The organism is Mycobacterium sp. PTI7 (assembly GCF_056679845.1).
The window spans coordinates 2,539,017-2,558,448 of the sequence record NZ_CM155252.1 but is presented as its reverse complement, the minus strand read 5'-3'; the positions used below and the strand labels follow the sequence as shown (position 1 = coordinate 2,558,448).

General features: G+C 70.0%; 17 protein-coding genes and 2 tRNA genes. 11 read left to right on the top strand and 8 right to left on the bottom strand.

The window, feature by feature from the left end:
* Nucleotides 1–2 precede the first annotated feature (2 nt).
* Both dnaG and AC1MEY_RS12320 read left to right on the top strand, forming a co-directional pair.
* Nucleotides 3–1,907 (top strand): DNA primase, encoded by a 1,905-nt coding sequence (gene dnaG / locus AC1MEY_RS12325; RefSeq protein WP_480230894.1) that lies wholly within the window; start codon nt 3–5, stop codon nt 1,905–1,907.
* A gap of 65 nt (nt 1,908–1,972) precedes the next feature.
* Nucleotides 1,973–2,287 (top strand): DUF7155 family protein, encoded by a 315-nt coding sequence (locus tag AC1MEY_RS12320; RefSeq protein WP_480230893.1) that lies wholly within the window; start codon nt 1,973–1,975, stop codon nt 2,285–2,287.
* Here the strand turns inward: AC1MEY_RS12320 and AC1MEY_RS12315 are convergent, their stop codons facing one another.
* Entirely contained in the window at nt 2,288–2,533 is a 246-nt protein-coding gene (locus tag AC1MEY_RS12315; RefSeq protein WP_480230892.1) for a hypothetical protein, read from the bottom strand. It abuts the gene before it with no gap.
* 159 nt (nt 2,534–2,692) lie between these two features.
* On the opposite strand from AC1MEY_RS12315, the gene AC1MEY_RS12310 reads away from it, so the two are divergent.
* Together AC1MEY_RS12310 and AC1MEY_RS12305 are read left to right on the top strand one after the other, a co-directional pair.
* Nucleotides 2,693–2,768: transfer RNA gene (locus tag AC1MEY_RS12310), tRNA-Asn, on the top strand.
* A 17-nt stretch (nt 2,769–2,785) separates the two neighbouring features.
* A complete protein-coding gene (locus AC1MEY_RS12305; RefSeq protein ID WP_480230891.1) occupies nt 2,786–3,262 on the top strand; it encodes an LppP/LprE family lipoprotein in 477 nt (158 codons plus the stop codon).
* A gap of 82 nt (nt 3,263–3,344) precedes the next feature.
* Here the strand turns inward: AC1MEY_RS12305 and AC1MEY_RS12300 are convergent, their stop codons facing one another.
* On the bottom strand, nt 3,345–5,315 hold the full coding sequence (locus AC1MEY_RS12300; protein ID WP_480230890.1) for an acyl-CoA dehydrogenase family protein: 1,971 nt from the start codon (nt 5,313–5,315) through the stop codon (nt 3,345–3,347).
* A 101-nt stretch (nt 5,316–5,416) separates the two neighbouring features.
* Between AC1MEY_RS12300 and AC1MEY_RS12295 the strand changes: the two genes are divergently transcribed.
* On the top strand, nt 5,417–6,148 hold the full coding sequence (locus AC1MEY_RS12295; RefSeq protein ID WP_480230889.1) for a VIT1/CCC1 transporter family protein: 732 nt from the start codon (nt 5,417–5,419) through the stop codon (nt 6,146–6,148).
* Here the strand turns inward: AC1MEY_RS12295 and AC1MEY_RS12290 are convergent.
* Both AC1MEY_RS12290 and AC1MEY_RS12285 read right to left on the bottom strand, forming a co-directional pair.
* Nucleotides 6,145–7,356, bottom strand: a complete 1,212-nt coding sequence (locus tag AC1MEY_RS12290; RefSeq protein ID WP_480230888.1) for an MFS transporter — start codon at nt 7,354–7,356, stop codon at nt 6,145–6,147. The two genes, AC1MEY_RS12295 and AC1MEY_RS12290, sit on opposite strands and share 4 nt — an antisense overlap.
* Before the next feature lie 102 nt (nt 7,357–7,458).
* Nucleotides 7,459–7,902 carry a MarR family winged helix-turn-helix transcriptional regulator gene (locus AC1MEY_RS12285; RefSeq protein ID WP_480230887.1) on the bottom strand — a complete coding sequence of 148 codons (444 nt, stop codon included), beginning with the start codon at nt 7,900–7,902 and terminating at the stop codon, nt 7,459–7,461.
* 103 nt (nt 7,903–8,005) lie between these two features.
* Here AC1MEY_RS12285 and AC1MEY_RS12280 point away from each other — a divergent pair, with 103 nt between their 5' ends.
* Entirely contained in the window at nt 8,006–10,042 is a 2,037-nt protein-coding gene (locus tag AC1MEY_RS12280; protein WP_480230886.1) for an ABC transporter ATP-binding protein, read from the top strand.
* Nucleotides 10,039–10,872: an energy-coupling factor transporter transmembrane component T family protein gene (locus AC1MEY_RS12275; RefSeq protein ID WP_480230885.1), complete on the top strand. Its 834-nt coding sequence runs from the start codon at nt 10,039–10,041 to the stop codon at nt 10,870–10,872. Before AC1MEY_RS12280 ends, AC1MEY_RS12275 begins: the two co-directional genes overlap by 4 nt.
* On the opposite strand, the gene AC1MEY_RS12270 is transcribed toward AC1MEY_RS12275, so the two are convergent.
* The 3 genes from AC1MEY_RS12270 to AC1MEY_RS12260 form a co-directional block, all read right to left on the bottom strand.
* Nucleotides 10,869–12,140 (bottom strand): extracellular solute-binding protein, encoded by a 1,272-nt coding sequence (locus AC1MEY_RS12270; RefSeq protein WP_480231446.1) that lies wholly within the window; start codon nt 12,138–12,140, stop codon nt 10,869–10,871. The genes AC1MEY_RS12275 and AC1MEY_RS12270 overlap by 4 nt on opposite strands.
* Nucleotides 12,141–12,229: 89 nt before the next feature.
* Nucleotides 12,230–13,069: a carbohydrate ABC transporter permease gene (locus tag AC1MEY_RS12265; protein ID WP_480230884.1), complete on the bottom strand. Its 840-nt coding sequence runs from the start codon at nt 13,067–13,069 to the stop codon at nt 12,230–12,232.
* Nucleotides 13,056–13,910: a carbohydrate ABC transporter permease gene (locus AC1MEY_RS12260; RefSeq protein WP_480231445.1), complete on the bottom strand. Its 855-nt coding sequence runs from the start codon at nt 13,908–13,910 to the stop codon at nt 13,056–13,058. The genes AC1MEY_RS12265 and AC1MEY_RS12260 overlap by 14 nt, the downstream gene beginning before the upstream one ends.
* A 112-nt stretch (nt 13,911–14,022) precedes the next feature.
* On the opposite strand from AC1MEY_RS12260, the gene AC1MEY_RS12255 reads away from it, so the two are divergent.
* The 4 genes from AC1MEY_RS12255 to AC1MEY_RS12240 all read left to right on the top strand — a co-directional run bounded on the left by AC1MEY_RS12255 (nt 14,023) and on the right by AC1MEY_RS12240 (nt 18,001).
* On the top strand, nt 14,023–15,495 hold the full coding sequence (locus AC1MEY_RS12255; protein ID WP_480231444.1) for a TldD/PmbA family protein: 1,473 nt from the start codon (nt 14,023–14,025) through the stop codon (nt 15,493–15,495).
* Nucleotides 15,495–16,862, top strand: coding sequence for a metallopeptidase TldD-related protein (locus AC1MEY_RS12250; protein WP_480230883.1), 1,368 nt, complete (start codon nt 15,495–15,497; stop codon nt 16,860–16,862). The genes AC1MEY_RS12255 and AC1MEY_RS12250 overlap by 1 nt, the downstream gene beginning before the upstream one ends.
* A gap of 227 nt (nt 16,863–17,089) precedes the next feature.
* Entirely contained in the window at nt 17,090–17,875 is a 786-nt protein-coding gene (locus AC1MEY_RS12245; protein WP_480230882.1) for a class I SAM-dependent methyltransferase, read from the top strand.
* 52 nt (nt 17,876–17,927) lie between these two features.
* Nucleotides 17,928–18,001 (top strand) — tRNA-Ile (locus AC1MEY_RS12240).
* 3 nt (nt 18,002–18,004) lie between these two features.
* Here the strand turns inward: AC1MEY_RS12240 and AC1MEY_RS12235 are convergent.
* Nucleotides 18,005–19,378, bottom strand: coding sequence for a hypothetical protein (locus AC1MEY_RS12235; protein ID WP_480230881.1), 1,374 nt, complete (start codon nt 19,376–19,378; stop codon nt 18,005–18,007).
* Between the last annotated feature and the right edge of the window lie 54 nt (nt 19,379–19,432).

The following is a 19,432-nucleotide window of genomic DNA, read 5'->3' as shown; positions in this document are numbered from 1 at the left end:
CGGTGGCCGGCCGCATCCCAGATCGCGACATCGCGGCCATTCGTGAACGCATTCGCATCGAGGACGTCGTCGGCGACTACGTACAGCTGCGCCGCGCGGGCGTCGACTCGCTGAAGGGTCTCTGCCCCTTCCACGACGAGAAGTCGCCGTCGTTCCACGTCCGGCCCAACCACGGCCACTTCCACTGCTTCGGCTGCGGCGAGGGCGGCGACGTCTACGCCTTCCTGCAGAAGATCGAACACGTCAGCTTCGTGGAGTCGGTGGAGATGCTGGCCGACCGGATCGGCTACACCGTCACGTACACGGGCGGGTCGACCACCAACGTGCAGCGCGACCGCGGCAGCAGGAGCCGCCTGATCGCCGCCAACGCCGCCGCGCAGGAGTTCTACGCCGAGACGCTCACGTCGGCGGAGGCCGCGCCCGCCCGGCAGTACCTGCTCGACCGGAACTTCGACGCCGAGTCCGCGAAGCTCTTCGGTTGCGGCTTCGCCCCGTCGGGCTGGGACACGCTGACCAAGCACCTGCTGCGCAAGGGTTTCGAGTTCAAGGAACTCGAGGCCGCCGGCCTGTCCCGCGAGGGCAAGCGGGGTCCGATGGACCGCTTCCACCGACGGCTGCTGTGGCCCATCCGCATCTCGACCGGTGAGGTCATCGGCTTCGGCGCCCGACGGTTGTTCGACGACGACCACATGGAGGCGAAGTACGTCAACACGCCGGAGACGGTGCTCTACAAGAAGTCGAACGTGCTGTTCGGCCTGGACCTCGCCAAGCGGGACATCGCGCGCGGGCACCAGGCGGTGGTGGTCGAGGGCTACACCGACGTGATGGCGATGCACCTCGCGGGCGTGACGACGGCGGTGGCGTCCTGCGGCACCGCGTTCGGCGACGAGCACCTGTCGATGCTGCGCCGACTGATGATGGACGACAACTTCTTCCGCGGCGAACTCATCTACGTGTTCGACGGCGACGCCGCGGGCCGTGCGGCGGCGGTCAAGGCGTTCGAGGGCGAGCAGAACCTGGCCGGTCAGTCGTTCGTGGCGGTCGCCGAGGACGGCATGGACCCCTGCGACCTTCGGCTCAAGTCCGGCGACGGCGCCCTGCGCGACCTGGTGGCCCGGCGAACCCCGTTGTTCGAGTTCGTCATCCGCACCGCCCTCGCCGAGCACGACATGGACAGCGCCGAGGGCCGCGTGTCGGCGCTCCGGCGCTGCGTGCCGATGGTGGCCAAGATCAAGGACCCCTCGCTGCGCGACGAGTACGCCCGGCAGCTCGCCGGGTGGGTCGGCTGGGAGGACGTCGCCCAGGTGATCGCCCGCGTCCGCGAGGACGCCGGCCGTTCCGGTGGCCGCCCGTCCGGTCGCCGCGGCGAGACGACCACCCGCGCGCGGCCCACGGTGACGCCGGTGTCGCGGCCCGACCCGCGCGACCCGACGCTGTGGACGCAGCGGGAGTCGCTGAAGGGGGCGCTGCAGTACCCGGCGATCGCCGGCCCGGTCTTCGACTCGCTGACCCCCGAGAGCTTCACCCATCCCGCGTACGTCGGGGTGCACGCCGCGATCCGCGCCGCGGGCGGCACCTCCACCGGGCTGTCGGGCGCCGACTGGATCGAGGCGGTCCGCGAGAAGGTCCCGACCCCGGAGTTGTCGAGCCTCATCAACGAGCTGAGCGTCGAGGCCATCAACGTCGTGGACGACGAGCGGCTGGTCCGCTACATCGGCGGCGTGCTGGCCCGTCAGCAGGAGGTCTGGGTGGGCAGGCAGATCGCGGAGATGAAGTCGAAGCTGCACCGCATGTCGTCGGTGGACCACAGCGACGAGTTCCACGCGCTCTACGGCGACCTGATCGCGCTGGAGACGTATCGCAAGAGCCTCATCGAACGGGCGAGCGGCGACGACCTCACCGCGTAACGCCGGTGCAGGTCCGCGACGATCACGTTAAGGTGAACCTGCTGTCGTCCACTGGAAGGTCATCCATGAGCATCCGTGCACCCCGCCTCGTCGCCGCTGGCGCACTCGCCGTCGCCGCCGTGGCCGCACCGATCGCCGTCGCACTGACCAGTGTCGAGGCCACCGAGTCCGCAGGACCGCCGTGCCTGTCGTGGTACGGCAACAAGGAGGACGGCATCTGCCTGTCCTACTCGAACGGCAACGGCGTCAACGTCGGCACACCCGACCTCGGCATCTACGGCCCCAACGCGGGCAGCCTGCCCGGCGGCGGCATCGGCGTGACCACCGGCAGCCTGCTCCCGGGCACCACCTGGACGCAGGGCATCGGGTCCAGCCGCTAGTCAGCGACGGCTGGGATCCTCGGGTTCCAGCACCGAGGTGGTGGCGTCGATGGGCGTCATCTTCACCATCTGCGGGTCGGGCGACAGACGCTCGGCCACCTTGCGGCGACCCGCGTCGATGACGGCCTTCGTCTTCGGACTCTCGGTGACGGCCCGGTACGTGCCGGAGATCTGCTCGTAGCGGCGTCGGCCCGCCTTCGAACCCAATACGTAGCCGGCTGCCAGCACGGCGGCGAAGCGGATCACGTGACTCCTTTCGGGACGGGGCGTCGGTTTCCATCCTGCCTCACATCGCCAACTGCGGTCGGCCCCAGGTGTTCCACCTCCCCGATGTCTACGATCGGCGCCTCGTGCGCTAGAGTCATGCCTCGGTTCGCGGGCAGATTCGCCCGCTCCGACGGGTAGTCCCCTGTAGCTCAATTGGCAGAGCTTCCGACTGTTAATCGGACGGTTCCTGGTTCGAGTCCAGGCGGGGGAGCCACACGTAGGCTCGCGGTCATGCGAGCCCTTCGATCGATCGCCGTGTCGTCCGCGGCACTGGTGGTCGCCGGGTGCGGCTGGAGCCCCCCGAGCGGCAACCAGGCCGAGCCCAACACCTGTACGGCCGCCGAGGGGCCGCCGCGCGCCGTCGTCGAGGCGGCCATCGGAACGCTGCCGGCGGATGCGCAGTGGCGGGAGTCGGCGCGCGGCAACACCACCGACTGCCGGCTGTACTGGGTGCAGGTCGCCTCGTCCGCGCCGGCCGCCGACGCGCCCGGCCAGGTGCTGTTCTTCGACCACCAGACGCCCATCGGCACGCCCACGCCGGACCCACGGCCCTACATCGCCGTGGTGACCTCCGGCACCGACACCGTCACCGTGCAGTACCAGTGGCGCCAGGGCGGCGATCAGGCCTGCTGCCCGACCGGAATCGGCACCGTGCGGTTCCGGGCGGACGACGGGCTCGTGGCCCTGGACCCGATCCCCGGCCCCTGATCGTCCCCACGACGCGACACTGCGGCCAGGCCGCGAATCCCGTGGGGATCGCGATCTGACCGCAGTGTGGACGTGCTGAGGGCTACTTCGCCTCGATGGTGCCGGAGCTGACGGCGTCCATCTCCTGGTGCTCGTCGGCGTCCGGGATGTGCTCGGGGTGCAGCATCTCGGCGTAGCGCAGCTGCTCGGGGATGCCGAAGCCCTCGACGAGGAGCTGCGCGTGCGGCCGGAGCTTGCGGCACCGGTCGTTGATGCCGCGGGTGACGGCCTTCGCCCGCTCGGTCGACAGGAAGCGGTGCTCCACGAACCACGCCTTGTCGGCCTCGATCACCGTGAGCGCGTAGAGGTCGCAGACCAGCTCGAGGACCTCGCGGGCCTTGTCGTCCTCACACGTCGCGATGCCGGCGACGAACGCCTCGAGGATGATCCGGTCGATGTGCACCTCGGCGGTGTGCAACACGTGGTCCTGGACGGAGTTGAACGCGTCGAAGGGGGACATCTCCTTCGACTTGTTTTGCAGCCGTCGGGCCACCGAGGCGAGCATGTACTGCTCGCGGTCCTCGAACATCTTCACCTGGGTGCCGCGGTTGAACAGCGACCCCTCTTCCTCGTTGTCCTCGCGGGTGTCGACGATCGTCTGCATGATCGTCTGCGCCGCGGTGCGCTTCATCACGCGCTCGCCGGCGAAGTTGGCGGCGAAGCGCACCCACTCGACGGGGCTCATGCTCTTGACGTCGTCGGCGTAGGCGGTGAGCAGCTCCTTGGCGACGAGCTGCGTCAGCACGTGGTTGTCACCCTCGAACGTGGTGAACACGTCGGTGTCCGACTTCAGCGCGATAAGCCGGTTCTCGGCGAGGTAGCCGGCGCCGCCGCACGCCTCACGGGCCTCCTGGATGGCACGGGTGGCATGCCAGGTGTTGGCGGCCTTTAGGCCCGCAGCGCGGGACTCCAATTCGCGCTGCTCCTCGGCGTCCGGGTCGTCGGAGGTCTGCAGTTCGTGGCACTTGGCCACCAGCTCGTTCTGGGCGAACTGCAGCGCGTACGACTTCGCGATCAGCGGGAAGAGCCGGCGCTGGTGGACGAGGTAGTCCATGATCAGCACCTCCTCCTCGGCGCCGGGTGCCTCGAACTGCCTGCGCTCCAACGCATACCGAGTCGCGATGTCGAGTGCCACGCGCGCTGCCGCGCCGGCGCTGCCGCCGACGGTGACGCGCCCGCGGATCAGGGTGCCGAGCATCGTGAAGAAGCGGCGGCCCGGGTTCTCGATGGGGGACGTGTAGGTGCCGTCCGCCGCGACGTCGGCGTACTTGTTCAGCAGGTTGTCCCGCGGGATGCGCACCTGGTCGAACTGGATGCGCCCGTTGTCGACGCCGGGCAGGCCGCCCTTGTAGTGACAGTCCGACGTCGTGACGCCCGGCAGGTCGTTGCCCTCGTCGTCGCGGATCGGCACCACGAAGCAGTGCACGCCGTGCCCCTCGCCCTGGGTGATCAGCTGCGCGAACACCGCTGCGACCCTTGCGGTCTCGGCCGCGCCGCCGATGTAGTCCTTGCGCGACGACGGGGTGGGGGAGTCGATGACGAACTCGCCGGTCTCCGGGTCGTAGGTGGCGGTGGTCTCGAGCGCTTGGACGTCGCTGCCGTGGCCGGTCTCGGTCATCGCGAAGCAGCCGAGCACCTCGAGGTCGATGAGCTTCTTGACGTAGGCCTCGTGGTGACGTTCGGTGCCGAGGTTCTCGATGGCACCACCGAACAGGCCCCACTGCACCCCGGCCTTGACCATCAGGGAAAGGTCCGACATGGCCAGCATCTCGATCTGGGTGACGGCCGCGCCGACGTCGCCGTTGCCGCCGTGCTCCTTCTTGAAGCCGTCCTCGGCCGCACCCTTGCTCGCCATGATCCGCATCTGCTCGCCGACCTTCGTGCGGGCGATGACGGTGTTCGGCGTGTAGTGCGGTTTGAAGACGTCGGTGGACAGCTCTTGGCGCATGCGGTTCTTCATGTCGCGCCAACGGCCGTCGAGTGCGTTGCGCAGGTGGTCCGCAGTGGTCGTCATACCTCAATTTAGCCCTCCCGGCGCGCCGGGAAACTGTGATGTGGCAAACGCAGGTGAACCTCATCGATTCAGTCGGTTCCGCGGGGCGTTGAATCAAGGCCATGACTGAGCAGGACGGTCCGCCGACGGTCGGCGGCATGCCCCACCAGATCGATCACCGGCACGCCGACGTGTCGGGCGGCTGGCTGCGCGCGGCGACGTTCGGGGCGATGGACGGCCTGGTGAGCAACACCGCGCTCATCGCCGGCGTCGCGGCGAGTGCGAGCGTGCACACCGTGGTGCTGTCGGGCGTGGCCGGCCTGCTCGCCGGGGCGTTCTCGATGGGGCTCGGCGAGTACACGTCCGTGACGACGGCGAACGAGCAACTCGACTCGGAGGTGCGCGTCGAACGCCGGTCGTTCCTGCGCTACCCGCAGGAGGAACGGGCAGAGTTGGTCGCCACGTTGGTCGAGATGGGCATGACGACCGAGACGGCGACCCGGGCGACCGAGGAGATCCACCGCGACGAGAGCCGGGCGCTCAACTTCCACCTGGTGCAGGAGCTGGGCGTCGATCCGAGCGACAAGCCGTCGCCGTGGGTGGCCGCGGGCTCGTCGTTCGTGATGTTCGCGATCGGGGCGATCGTCCCGCTGATCCCGTACCTGCTCGGCTACGGCTCGCTGTGGCTGGGTCTGGCGTGCGGTGGCGTCGGACTGCTCGTCGCCGGCGGTGTGGCGGCGAGCTTCACGCGCAAGGGGATCCTGCGAGGATCGTTGCGCCAGTTGACCTTCGGTGCCGTCGCGATCGCCGCGACGTACGTCGTCGGCCACCTCATCGGCGCCGCGGTGGGCTAGGTCTCGCTGCCCACGGTCACCGCGGTCGCCTCGTCGGTCAGCTCGTCGACCGGATCCTCCTCGGCGTCCACGCCGGCCAGATGCCCACGGGCGGCGAACAGGACGGCCGCGCCCAGCAGCACCGCGCCCGCACCCACCCAGAACGGCAGGTGCACGCTGACCTGCTCGCCGAGGACGCCGGCGAGCCATGGCGCGACGGCCGCACCGCTGAACCGCATGAAGCTGTACGCCGCCGACGCCGTCCCGCGCTCCACGGGTGAGGCCTTCATCACCGTCTCCGTGATCAACGTGTTGTTGACGCCGATGAACAGCCCGGCGATCACCACGCCGGTCGCCAGGACGGGCTTCGAATCGGTGCCCAGCGCCATCACCACGAGCGTCAGGCTGAAGAAGAGCAGGTTGACGATCAGCACGCGGATGGTGCCGAACCGGTGCTGCAGCCGCGGCGCGACCACCACCGACGTGAAGGCCAGTGCCACGCCCCACCCGAAGAAGATGAGCCCGATCTGGTGGGCGTTCATGTCGAGGGGGAACGGCGTGAACGCCAGCAGCGTGAAGAAGCCGAAGTTGTACAGCAGGGCGGTCAGCCCCACGCCGAACAGGCCGCGGTGCCGCAGCGCGCGGAACGGGTCGGCCAGCGTGGTGGCGCGGGCGGGGCGCGGGGTCTCGGGCAGCAGGAACGCGGTGATGACGAGTGCGACGGCCATCAGCACCGAGACGCCGAAGAACGGCCCGCGCCAGGAGATCGACCCCAGCACGCCGCCCACGAGCGGACCGACGGCGATGCCCAGGCCGAGGGCGGCCTCGTAGAGGATGATCGCCTGGGCCACCGACCCCTTGGCCGAATTCACGATGGTGGCGAGCGCGGTGGCGATGAACAGCGCGTTGCCCAGCCCCCAGAGGGCGCGCCAGCCGACGATCTCCATGACGGATCCCGACATCCCGGCCAACCCGGCGCCGGCGATGATGATCACCAGTCCGATGAGCAGGGTGCGCTTGGGTCCGATCCGGCTCGACACGACGCCGGTGACGAGCATGGCGACGCCCATCACGGCCATGTAGCTGGTGAACAGCAGCGACACCTGGGACGGCGAGGCGTCGAGGTTGTCGGCGATCGGCTTCAGGATCGGGTCGACGAGACCGATGCCCATGAAGGCGACGACGGAAGCGAACGCGACGGCCCACACGGCTTTGGGTTGACGCCACATCGGGCGGATCCTCCTCATTCGATCGGGAAGCAGACTGGATTCATTGTATAGGGTAACTATGCATAGCGGCGTACGGGGGCGGAGCCAGACGGACAACTGGGGTCAGCGGTGCTGGGCGTCCTCGAGCAGCGCGCGCATCACCCGCACGGCGTCGACGAGCGTGCGACGGTCGGCGTCGTCGAGCCGCGCAAGATAGGGGTCGATCACCGCGCCGCGGTCGGACCGGACCGTCGCGAGCGCTTCGACGCCCTCGGGCGTGATGCTGATGAGCACGGCGCGTGCATCGGCGGGATCGGCCGTCCGCGACACCAGGCCGGCGTCCTCCAGGCGTCGGACCTGCGTCGTCATGGTCGGTTGCGAGCAGTGGTCCAGGGCGGCCAGGTCGGAGATCCGGGCGGCGCCCTGGTCCTCGATCACCGCCAGCAGCCTCGCCTGGGCGAAGGGGAGCGCGAGTCGGACCCGCTGATTGGCCAGGCGGTTGATCCTGGCGACGACGGAGAGCAGGTCCGACGACAGCGTGGTGTGGGCCGAGGTGGAGGGGGCCATGCCGACATCTTACATAGGTTGACTATGCGAAGTGCTCGGCGCGCGTGTCCATGGTCACATACCGCCGGAGAAGTTCTCGGTCGGCGGCTGGCAGTATTGAGAAATGGCTGTGACCGGTGCGAGCGACCTTCGGCGCACCGGTGCCGTCCAACCGGCCGAACTGGCCCATGCGGCGGTGATGGCCGCACTGTGCGCCGCGACGGCGATCATCGCCGTGGTCGTCCCGTTCGCCGCCGGACTGTCCATGCTCGGCACCGTCCCGATGGGCCTGCTCGCCTATCGCTACCGCCTGCGGGTGCTGGTGACCGCCACCGTCGCGGGCGCCGTCATCGCGTTCCTCATCGCCGGCATGGGCGGATTCATGACGGTGGTCAACTGCGCCTACATCGGCGGGCTCACCGGCATCGTCAAACGACGCGGGCGTGGCACGCCCACGGTGTTCGTGGCCGCCATCGTCGCCGGCGCCGCCTTCGGCATCGCAGCGGTCGGAGCGCTCGCGCTGCTGTCGCGGCTGCGCAACCTCATCTTCGACAGCATCACCGCCAACGTGACGGGCACGGCGCGGGTGCTCGAGCGCATCCCCGGCTTCGAACCGCTGGCCCAGCAGATGCGCGACGGTCTCGAGACGCTGCTCGGCTACTGGCCGCTGCTGATCCTGGTGTCGGGCATCTGGAGCATCCTGTTCGTCAGCATGGTCGGGTGGTGGGCCCTGTCGCGCGTGCTGGGCCGGCTGTTCGGCGTCCCGGACGTGCACAAGCTCGACAGCCTGCCCGGCGAGCCCGCGCCCGGACCGCTGCCGGTCCGCCTGCGCGACGTGCGCTTCCGCTACCCCGGCACCGACCACGACGCGCTCGGGCCGGTGTCCCTGGAGGTCGTGCCCGGCGAGCACGTGGCCGTCACCGGAGCCAACGGCTCCGGCAAGACCACGCTCATGCTCGTGCTGTCCGGCCGGGAGCCCACCGCGGGCAGCGTCGAACGTCCCGGTGGCGTCGGCCTCGGCCGGGTCGGCGGCACCGCCGTCGTCATGCAGCACCCCGAGAGCCAGGTGCTGGGCACCCGGGTCTCCGACGACGTCGTATGGGGTCTGCCCGCGGGCACCCGGGTCGACGTCGAGCGGCTCCTGTCCGAGGTGGGTCTCGACGGACTGGGCGAACGCGACACCGGCGGGCTGTCGGGTGGCGAACTGCAGCGCCTCGCCGTCGCCGCCGCACTGGCGCGCGACCCCGGCCTGCTGATCGCCGACGAGGTCACCAGCATGGTCGACCAGCAGGGCCGTGACGCGCTGATCGGCGTCCTCGCCGGCCTGACCGACCGCCACCGGATGGCACTGGTCCACATCACGCACTACAACGACGAGGCCGACTCGGCCGACCGGACCATCAAGCTCACCGGCAGCTCGGCGGACAACCTCGAGATGGTGCCCACCGCACCGGTTCCCGACGCCAGCGCCGCCGCGCACCCGTCGGGCACGCCGCTGCTGGAGGTGCGCGGGGTGGGCCACGAGTACGGCAGCGGCACGCCGTGGGCGTCGACGGCGTTGCGCGACATCGACTTCGTGGTCAACGAGGGCGACGGTCTGCTGATCCACGGCCTCAACGGCTCGGGCAAGTCGACGCTCGCATGGATCCTCGCCGGTCTGCAGGTTCCGACGACGGGTGAGTGCCTGCTCGACGGCAAGCCGGTCTCGGATCAGGTGGGTGCGGTCGCGATCTCCTTCCAGGCCGCCCGTCTGCAACTCATGCGCGGCCGCGTCGACCTCGAGATCGCCTCCAGCGCAGGCTTCGACTATCACGACCACCGCAAGGTGGAACGGGCCCTGGCCATGGTCGGACTCGACCGCTCGCTGGGCCTGCGCCGCATCGACCAGCTCAGCGGCGGCCAGATGCGTCGCGTGGTCCTCGCCGGACTGCTCGCCCGCTCGCCGCGCGCGATCATCCTCGACGAGCCGCTCGCCGGGCTCGACGCCGAGAGCCAGCGCGGCCTGCTGTCGGTGCTCGAGGACCTGCGCCGCACCACTGGCCTGACCGTGGTGGTCATCTCGCACGACTTCTCCGGCCTCGAGACGCTCTGCCCGCGCACGCTGCACCTGGCCGGCGGCGCACTCGCGCAGGCCCCCACGACGACGGGAAACATGACGTGAGCCCGCGCGCGAACAAGCAGCGCCGGCCCGTCGTGCTGTTGCGGCCGGTGCCCGGCCGCTCGGTGATCCACGACATGTGGGCCGGCACCAAGCTGCTGGTGGTAGCCGGCATCGGCGTCCTGCTGACGTTCTACCCGGGCTGGATCCCGATCGGCCTGGTGGCGCTGCTCGTCGTCGGCACCGCGTGGCTCGCGCACATTCCGCGCGGCACGCTGCCGTCGGTGCCCACCTTCCTGTGGGTCCTGATCCTGCTCGGCGGTGTGACCGCCACGTTCGCCGGCGGCACACCGGAGGTGACGATCGGCTCGCTGACAGTCGGCCTCGGCGGCCTGCTGAACTTCCTGCGCCTCACGGTGCTGTCGATCGTGCTGCTCGGCCTGGGCGCGCTGGTGTCGTGGACCACCAACGTCGCCGAGATAGCGCCCGCCGTCGCGAAGCTCGGGCGACCGCTGAAGGCGCTGCGCGTGCCGATCGACGACTGGGCGGTGGCCATCGCGCTCGCCCTGCGCGCCTTCCCCATGCTGATCGACGAGTTCCGCGTGCTGTTCGCGGCACGTCGGCTCCGACCGCGCGAGCAGGTCGAGGGCGGCCGCGCCCGCCGGTGGGGCGTGGAGGTGGTCGACCTGCTGGCGGCGGCCATCACCGTCTCCCTGCGCCGCGCCGACGAGATGGGCGACGCGATCACCGCACGCGGTGGCACCGGCCAGATCTCGGCACTGCCCGCCGGCCCCAAGCTGCGCGACACCGTCGCGATGTCCGTCGTCCTCGCGCTCTGCCTGGTGTCGCTGTACGTGGAACTGCTGACGCCGCTCGCGACCAGCAAGACCTAGCGCCGGCTCGCGGCGTTGGCTGCCGCCTGCGCGTCCGCCAGGCTGCCCGCCACGGCGCGCCGGCCGAGGAACATCTCGTCGAAGTACGGCTTGAGCGCCTGGAACCCGGCGGCGAATCCGGCGCCACCGGGTGCCGGGATGCGTGGGCCGTCGAGGACGCGGAAGAAGGGCGTCACGTCGACGCCGCGGCTCGCCCAGTAGCGGAAGTACACCGGCTGGGCGGCGATCACCGCCGGGATGGCGGCACCCCCGGCACCCACGTACTGGTTGCCGCGCGCGCTGCCCAGCCACGCCAGCACCTCCCGCACCGCACCGGGGTGCTTCGTCGCCGAGTTCGCCGCAACCGCAATCCCGTTGGTGACGCTCACCCGCCCCGACGGCCCGCTCGGCAGCATCGCCACGCCCCACCGGAACGTCGCACCGTCGGCGATCGCCGCGAGGTTGTAGGTGCCGGACTGGAACAGGCCCATCCGGCCCGCCAGGAACTGGTTGCGGGAGAAGTCGCCGTTGTCGTTGGTGTCGGATGCGGGCGGGGCGACGTGCTCGGCGTTGATCAGGCCGACGAGGTAGGTGAAGGCCTGTGTCGCCGCGGCGTTGTCGAACGTGAACCGGTCCCCGTCGGAGAACGCGCCACCCGCGGAGCCGATGTAGTTCAGGTAGATGCCCTGCAGGTCGTTGGCGGCGTTGTAGCCCCACTGCCGCACGCGGTCGGGATCGAAGGCCGCCGTGCCGGCGCGGTTGCCGTCGGCGTCCACGGTGAGCCGCCGCAGCAGGGGCAGCAGGGTGTCGCCGCCGCGGGGTGACCAGCGCAGCCCGAGCATCTCGACCAGGTTGACGCCCGCCTCGTCGAGCAGGTCGGCGTTGAAGTACACCGCGATCCCCGCGTCGGTGAGCTGCGGTACGCCCCACAGCGTGCCGTTCCGCGTGAACTGGCGGACCACCGACTGGTCCCACGCCCGCGCCGCGCCCGGGCCGAGGGTGCGACCGACGTCGAGCAGCCTGCCGTTGTCGGCGTAACCCGCGAAGTAGGCGTTCGACAGCCAGAACAGATCGTCCGCGCCGCCGCCCGCGACGTCGGTGCGGAGCGTGTCGAAGTACGACGAGTAGGCGACCACGTCGACGCGCACCTCGATGTCGGGGTGCTCGCGGCCGAACTCCTCGAACGACGTCCGGTAGGCGGCGGCCACCTTCTCGTCCCACAGCCTGACGGTCACGACCGTCCGGCCGCCCGAGCCGGTCGAATCGGCCAGCAGCAGCGACGCACTCATCAGCACCGCGAGCAGCAGCGCCACGCCCGCCACGAACACGGTCGACGTCCTCGGCCGCAGCCGTGCGTACCAGCGCACCCGGGGCAGACTCACTTGAGTCCCGTCACGACGATCGACCTGGTGATGTGGCGGCCCAGCGCCACGAACAGGACGATCAGCGGCACGATCGCGACGGTGGTGGCCGCCATGACCAGCGTCCACTGCGCGTCGAAGCGGGACTGCAGACCGGCGGTCGCGACCGTCAGCACCCGCCAGGTGTCGCCGCTGGTGATCACCAACGGCCACATGAAGTTGTTCCACTGCGAGACGACGGTGATGAGCGCCAGCGTCACCAGGATGGGCCTACTCGCCGGCAGCACGACGTGCAGGATGACGTCCAGGGTGTTGGCACCGTCCACCCGCGCGGCCCGGATCAGGTCGACCGGGATGGTGCGGAAGTACTCGCGCAGCAGGAAGATCGCGTACGGCGAACCGAACATGAAGGGCAGCACCAGCGCCCAGAAGGTGTTGCGCAGACCTGCCTCGGCCATCATCAGGTACAGCGGCACCACGGTCACGGTCGCAGGCACCATCAGCGTGGCCACGTACACCCAGAACAGCGCATCGCGACCGGGGAACTCGAGGCGCGCGAACGCGTACGCGGCGAGGACCGAGAACGTCAGCTGACCCACCAGGATCACCGCCGTGGTCAACGCCGTCACCACGATGGCGCGGCCGAAGCCGTGGTCGGCGAGGTCGGCGTAGTTGGCGAGCGTCGGCGGACTCGGCAGCCGCAGCGGCGAGCCGGTCGCGAACTGGCCGGCGGGGGTGACCGACACGAGCAGTCCGAGCCCGAAGGGCACCAGCGTGACGATCGCCCCGATCACCAACACCGGGTAGACGGCGACGCCCGAGGCTGCCCGGCGCAGCCGCGTCCTAGACCAGGTCATGCGTGATCCGCCCGCGGAAGTACCGCTGCTGCACGAGGGTGACGCCGACGAGCAGGACGAACAGCACGACCGCCATCACCGCGGCCCGTCCGATCGACGCCGCCTCGAACGCCTCGGCGTAGATGCGGTGGGCGACGAGATCGGTGCGGTTGCGGGGACCGCCTCCGGTGAGCGCGTACACGGTGTCGAATACCTGTGCGGCGCTGATGATTCCCGTGACCAGCACGAAGAACAGGGTGGGACGCAGCATGGGCCAGGTGATCCACCGGAACCGCTGCCACGACGTGGCGCCGTCGGTGCGGGCGGCGTTCTGCACGTCGCCGGGGATGTTGAGGATGCCGGCCAAGAAGAACAGCGTCACGTAGCCGACGTTGGTCCACACCGTCACCGCCGCCACCACGGGCAGCGCCAGCACCGGATCGGTCAACCACTCGATCCGCGTCCCGAGCACCGTGCCGACCGCGCCGTCGGTGGGTGCGAGGATCCACCGCCACAGCACGGCGATCGCCAGCGGCGAGCAGATCCACGGCAGCACGTAGAGGGTGCGGAAGAACCCGGTGCCCGGCAGGCCGTGGGCGAGCATCGATGCGGCGAACAGCCCCAGGGCGGTCTGCACCGGTATCACCAGCGCGATGAAGCCCACCGTGACGAGCAGCGAGACGCCGAACGTCGAGTCGGTCAGCACCGACCGCCAATTGTCCAGTCCGACAAAGGTGATGGGGCCGAGCAGATCCCAGCGGTGCACGCTCAGCCACGCCACGACCAGCATCGGCAGCAGCAGGAACGTCACCACCCCGAACAGGCTCGGCGCGAGCAGGGCGTACGCCCCTGCGTTCGCCATCAGCCGCCTGCGTCTCACCGGGCCATTAAAGCCCTTCCCGCCGCCGTGCCACTACGGTGGAGGCGTGACAGCGGACCGCCGTGTCGATGCCGACTTCCTCGCACTGCCCCGTATGGAACTGGCCGACGCCGCGCTGAGCGCCGCCGTCGCCGCCGGCGCCAGCCATGCGGACCTGCGCATCCACCGCATCACGACCGAGATCGTGCAGTTGCGCGACGGCGAGTTGGAGACCTCCGTTCTGACCCGCGAGATCGGGTTGGCGGTCCGCGTCATCGTCGACGGCACCTGGGGATTCGCCTCGCATGCGGAACTCGACGCCGGGGTGGCGGCCGACACCGCCCGACGTGCGGTCCGCGTCGCCAGGACGCTGGCGCCGCTGAACGCCGAGCGCATCGAACTGGCCGCCGAACCGGTGTACGCCGACGCGACGTGGGTCTCCGACTACCGGATCGACCCGTTCGAGGTCCCGGCAGCGGACAAGATCGGGGTGCTCGACGAGTACTCGGGCCGCCTGCTGGCCGCCGACGGCGTCGACCACGTGTCGGCGAGCCTCTACGCGGCCAAGGAGCAGGTCTTCTACGCCGACACGTTCGGATCGTCGATCACCCAGCAGCGCGTGCGCGTGCAGCCGAGCGTCGAGGCGGTGGCCGTGGACTCCGCGGCGGGCACCTTCGAGTCGATGCGGTCGCTGGCCCCTCCGACGGCGCGCGGCTGGGAGGCCGTCGTCGGTGACGACGTGTGGGACTGGACGGGCGAGCTGGCCGAGCTGCCCGCACTGCTCGCCGAGAAGATCAAGGCGCCCGGCGTCGTCGCCGGACCCACGGATCTGGTGATCGATCCGTCGAACCTGTGGCTGACCATTCACGAATCCATCGGGCACGCCACCGAGTACGACCGGGCGATCGGTTACGAGGCGGCCTACGCCGGTACGTCGTTCGCCACCCCGGACAAGCTCGGCACCATGCGTTACGGGTCGCCGGTGATGAACGTGACCGCCGACCGCACCGTCGACTTCGGCCTGGCGAGCATCGGATACGACGACGAGGGGGTGCGCGCGCAGAGCTGGGACCTGGTGCGCGACGGCGTCTTCGTCGGCTACCAACTCGACCGCGTCTTCGCGCCGAGGCTCGGCGAGGCCCGGTCCAACGGCTGCTCGTACGCCGACTCGCCGCACCACGTGCCGATCCAGCGGATGGCCAACGTGTCGCTCCGGCCGGCCGCCGAGGACGTGACGACCGCCGACCTGATCTCCCGGGTGGCCGACGGCATCTACGTCGTCGGCGACAAGTCGTGGTCGATCGACATGCAGCGCTACAACTTTCAGTTCACCGGACAGCGGTTCTTCAAGATCCGCGACGGCCGGCTCGACGGACAGCTGCGCGACGTCGCCTACCAGGCCGTCACGACCGACTTCTGGGGTGCGATGGAGGCCGTCGGCGGACCGTCGACGTGGCGCCTCGGCGGTGCCTTCAACTGCGGCAAGGCGCAGCCCGGCCAGGTCGCGGCCGTGAGCCACGGCTGCCCGTCGGCGCTGTTCCGGGGGATCAACGTGTTGAACACGCGCGAGGAGTCGGGTCGATCGTGATGAGCGCACCCGAGGTCGTCGACCTCGTCCTGACCGAGGCGGCCAGGCTGGGCGACGCCGACGAGACCATCGTGCTGGTCACCGAGCGCTCGTCGACGGCTCTGCGCTGGGCGGGCAACTCGATGACCACCAACGGCGACTCGCTGGGCCGCGACACGACCGTCGTGTCGATCCGCCGCAGCGGCGACGAGGCGTTCGTCGGATCGGTGCGGTCCAGTGAGGTGTCCGCCGCTGCGGTCACCGCGCTGGTGGCCGCCTCGCAGCAGGCCGCGGCGACCGCGCCCGCGGCCCGCGACGCCGCACCACCGCTGGCCGCGACGGGGGTTCCCGGGGACTGGGACGACCCCGTGCCGGTCACCGGCGCGGACGTCTTCGGCGGCGTGGCAACGGGATTGACGCGTGGCTTCCGGGGCGGCGACACGCTGTACGGCTTCGCCCGCCACGAACTCGAGACCACGTTCGTCGCGACGTCCGGCGGTCTCCGCCGCCGGTACACGCAGCCGACGGGCACCGTGGAGATCAACGCCAAGCGCGACGGCGCGAGCGCGTGGGCGGGGGTGAGCAGCCCCGACTTCATGGGCGTGCCCACCGATTCGATGCTCGCGGACCTGTCGACGCGGCTCGACTGGGCCCGCCGTCCGGTGGACCTGCCTGCCGGCCGCTACGAGACGCTGATGCCGCCGTCGACGGTGGCGGACATGATGATCTACCTGAGCTGGAGCATGGACGGCCGCGGCGCCCAGGAGGGCAGGACCGCGCTGTCGGCTCCGGGCGGGACGCGGGTGGGGGAGCGGCTCACCGACCTGGGGCTCAACCTCTATTCCGACCCCGGGGCACGGGGCCTCGAGTGTGCGCCGTTCGTGATGGCGACGAGTTCGTCGGAGCGTGCCTCGGTGTTCGACAACGGCATGGACGTCGGCAGGGTGGACTGGATCCGCGACGGCGCGGTGAACGCCCTCGCGTACCCGCGCGCGGCGGCAGCGGAGTTCGACGTGCCGGTGACCGTGGCGGCCGACAACCTGGTGATGACCGGTGGCACCGCAACTCTGGCCGACATGGTGGCGCAGACCGAACGCGGACTGTTGCTGACCACGCTCTGGTACATCCGCGAGGTCGATCCGACGGTGCTGCTGCTGACCGGCCTCACCCGGGACGGCGTGTACCTGATCGAGGACGGCGCGGTGACGGGCGCGGTCAACAACTTCCGGTTCAACGAGAGTCCGTTGGATCTGCTGCGGCGTGCCTCGCAGGCCGGGGTCAGCGAGGTGACGCTGCCCCGGGAGTGGGGTGACTGGGCGACCCGGGCGGCGATGCCGTCGCTGCGGATCCCCGACTTCCACATGTCGTCGGTGAGCCAGGCGCAATGATCGCCGGCGTGCGCGTTGCTCAGCAACTCGCTTAGACGTCGCCGTTGTACCGACATTCGCCTTTCGATGGCGGTGCCAAGATCAAATCTGCTGGCGGGACGCCGGATTCGGTGATCTTGTTCGGATTCTGGATTAGCTCTTGTGAACGGCGACTGGGCGTGTAGTTTGTCGGCGTAACGTCAATATTTGCTGATGACGTCGCGTCGGACTAGTCGAAGCGAGGGCACATGAGCTACAGCCGGTATCGCCACTACGGTCACCGCCGCGTCGGCGGTTACACCGAGTCGCAGGTGTTCGAGGTACTCGAGGTCCTCGATGCGGCCCAGCGTGCGCGGGGGGTCAGCGGCTCGGCCGTCGAGATCGGGGTCCATCACGGACGGCTGTTCATCGGCATGCACCTGCTGCAGCGCTCGGGCGAGCCGTCGGTGGCCATCGACCTGTTCGACGAGCAGGAACTGAACGTCGACCAGTCCGGTCTGGGTGACCGCGGCAAGTTCGAGCAGCACCTGGCGAAGTGGTCCACGCGGCCCGTCGTCATCCACCAGGGCGACTCCACCCAGCTCAAGTCCGGTGACATCGCGGAGATGTCCAATGCGCGGATGTTCAGCGTCGACGGCGGCCACACCGCCGGCATCGTCGAGTCCGACATGCGACTGGCTGCCGAGTGCCTGTGCGACGGCGGGATCATCGTGGCCGACGACGTCTTCAACGAGCAGTGGCCGGACGTGTGCGTGGGCACCCTGAACTACCTCGCGGACACCGACGTCGTACCGTTCGGCATCGGCTTCAACAAGACGCTGTTCGCACACCGCGACCACGCCCCCGCCTACGCCGAGGCGCTCGCCGACCACTTCGCCGACCGGTACCTGACCGCGGCGTTCCCGCACCGCACCTTCGCGGGCCACGACGTGGTCATCGTCATCCCGGTGCCCCGGACGCCCGCCCACATCGCCCGCCGCAGCGCACTGGCCCGAAAGGTGTACCACCGGGTGCTGGCGCTGGCACCGCACTGAACTCGGCCTAGGACGTTCGTGCGACCATTGCTACCGCGCGCATCGCGCACTGGGGGCGGTAGCTCAGTTGGTTAGAGCCGGGGACTCATAATCCCTTGGTCGCGGGTTCGAGCCCCGCCCGCCCCACCGTCAAACGATGACGCCGGTCAGTCGCAGGTCGCCGAGAGCCGCCGCCACTCGCTCGCGCAGGCAGTCCTTCGTGTTGACGATTCCGGGCTGGTAGCCGACGACGGTCATCGTCACCTTGCCGTCGAGCCGGCCGCACACCACCGTGAGCAGTCCGTGGCGCTCCTCGAGCACCCGTCGGGTGACGTGCTGGTCGACACCCCGCACGATCACCTGGTCGGCGACCGTCCCATCGAGTCGGGCCACGTCCACGGGCAGGTCACCGACGTTGGAGCACGACACCGGCTCGGCGGTGAAGCCGAACGCCAGATCCGCGGCGCCGCGGACGGCGGCCTTCGGGACGAACGGCGTCAACGGCAGCAGCGCGAGCGCCTCGTCGGGCTTCTCGCGCATCACCGCGAGCGCCTCGCGGATCGCGGTCCTGGTGCCGGTCAGGTCGGTCGCGACGTGCGTCGGGTCGACCCGGACGTAGGCGAGTGTCACGGCGTTGGCGCGGGTGTCCTCCAGGGTGCGGTCGTTGATCGGCACGATCAGGCCGACCGTCCCGTCGTCGTCCAGTCGACGGCCCTGACGCACGGCGAGCCGGGCGCAGAGCGCGGCGAGCAGCGCGTGGCCGTTCCCGCCGAGGGCGGCCGCCCGTTCGTCCCAGGAATCCGTGGGGATCATCACCGCGACCGCCGGGGCCACCACGGCGGCGTCGGGATCGACGGTCGTGGTGGCGGGAGCCGTGACGGCGCTCGAGGCCGGGGCCGCGCGCTTGGCGCGGAGGAACCGGGCCGCCGCGACGATGGTGCGTCCGAGTTCCGGTACGTCGCGGGCACTTTGACGGACGTCGGCGGCGACGGCCTGCTGCCACGTCCGGGACCGTGGTGCCGGGTAGCCGAACTCGCGACGGTGGCCGAGGACGGCTTCGTACACGGTCAACAGCGCGCCGCCACCGTCGGCGACGCAGTGCGATCCGACCAGGCTGACCGCGGTCGACCCGTCGGTCATGGGCAAAACACTCATGTGCCAGGACGGACCGAACTCGGGATCGATTGGCTGCTGGGCACTCTCGTCGATCCAGTCACTGAGTTCGGCGCGAGGCCGCGGCTCCGGGGCGATGCGCAACGGTGCGGCAGGTCCCGTCGACCGCACCCAGCGATGCCGCCCGAACGGCAGGATCGACGGTTCGATCAGCCGGGCCGCCATGCCGTAGCCCATGTCGTGGTGGAACCGCCGGACGCCCGCCATGTCAATGCCGTGCTCGTACACCCACACGATCTGCGTCACCGCCGACTGTCCGGTCGCGCGGAGACCCAGGTACAGCGCCTGGTCGACGAAGTCGAGCAGATTGTCGGACCGGTCGCCGGCTCGCGACGACGTCTGCGTCGTCACGGGTCCGACTGTTGCGTTCGGCATTCGGTTCTCTTCCGTGAATGAATCTCGGCC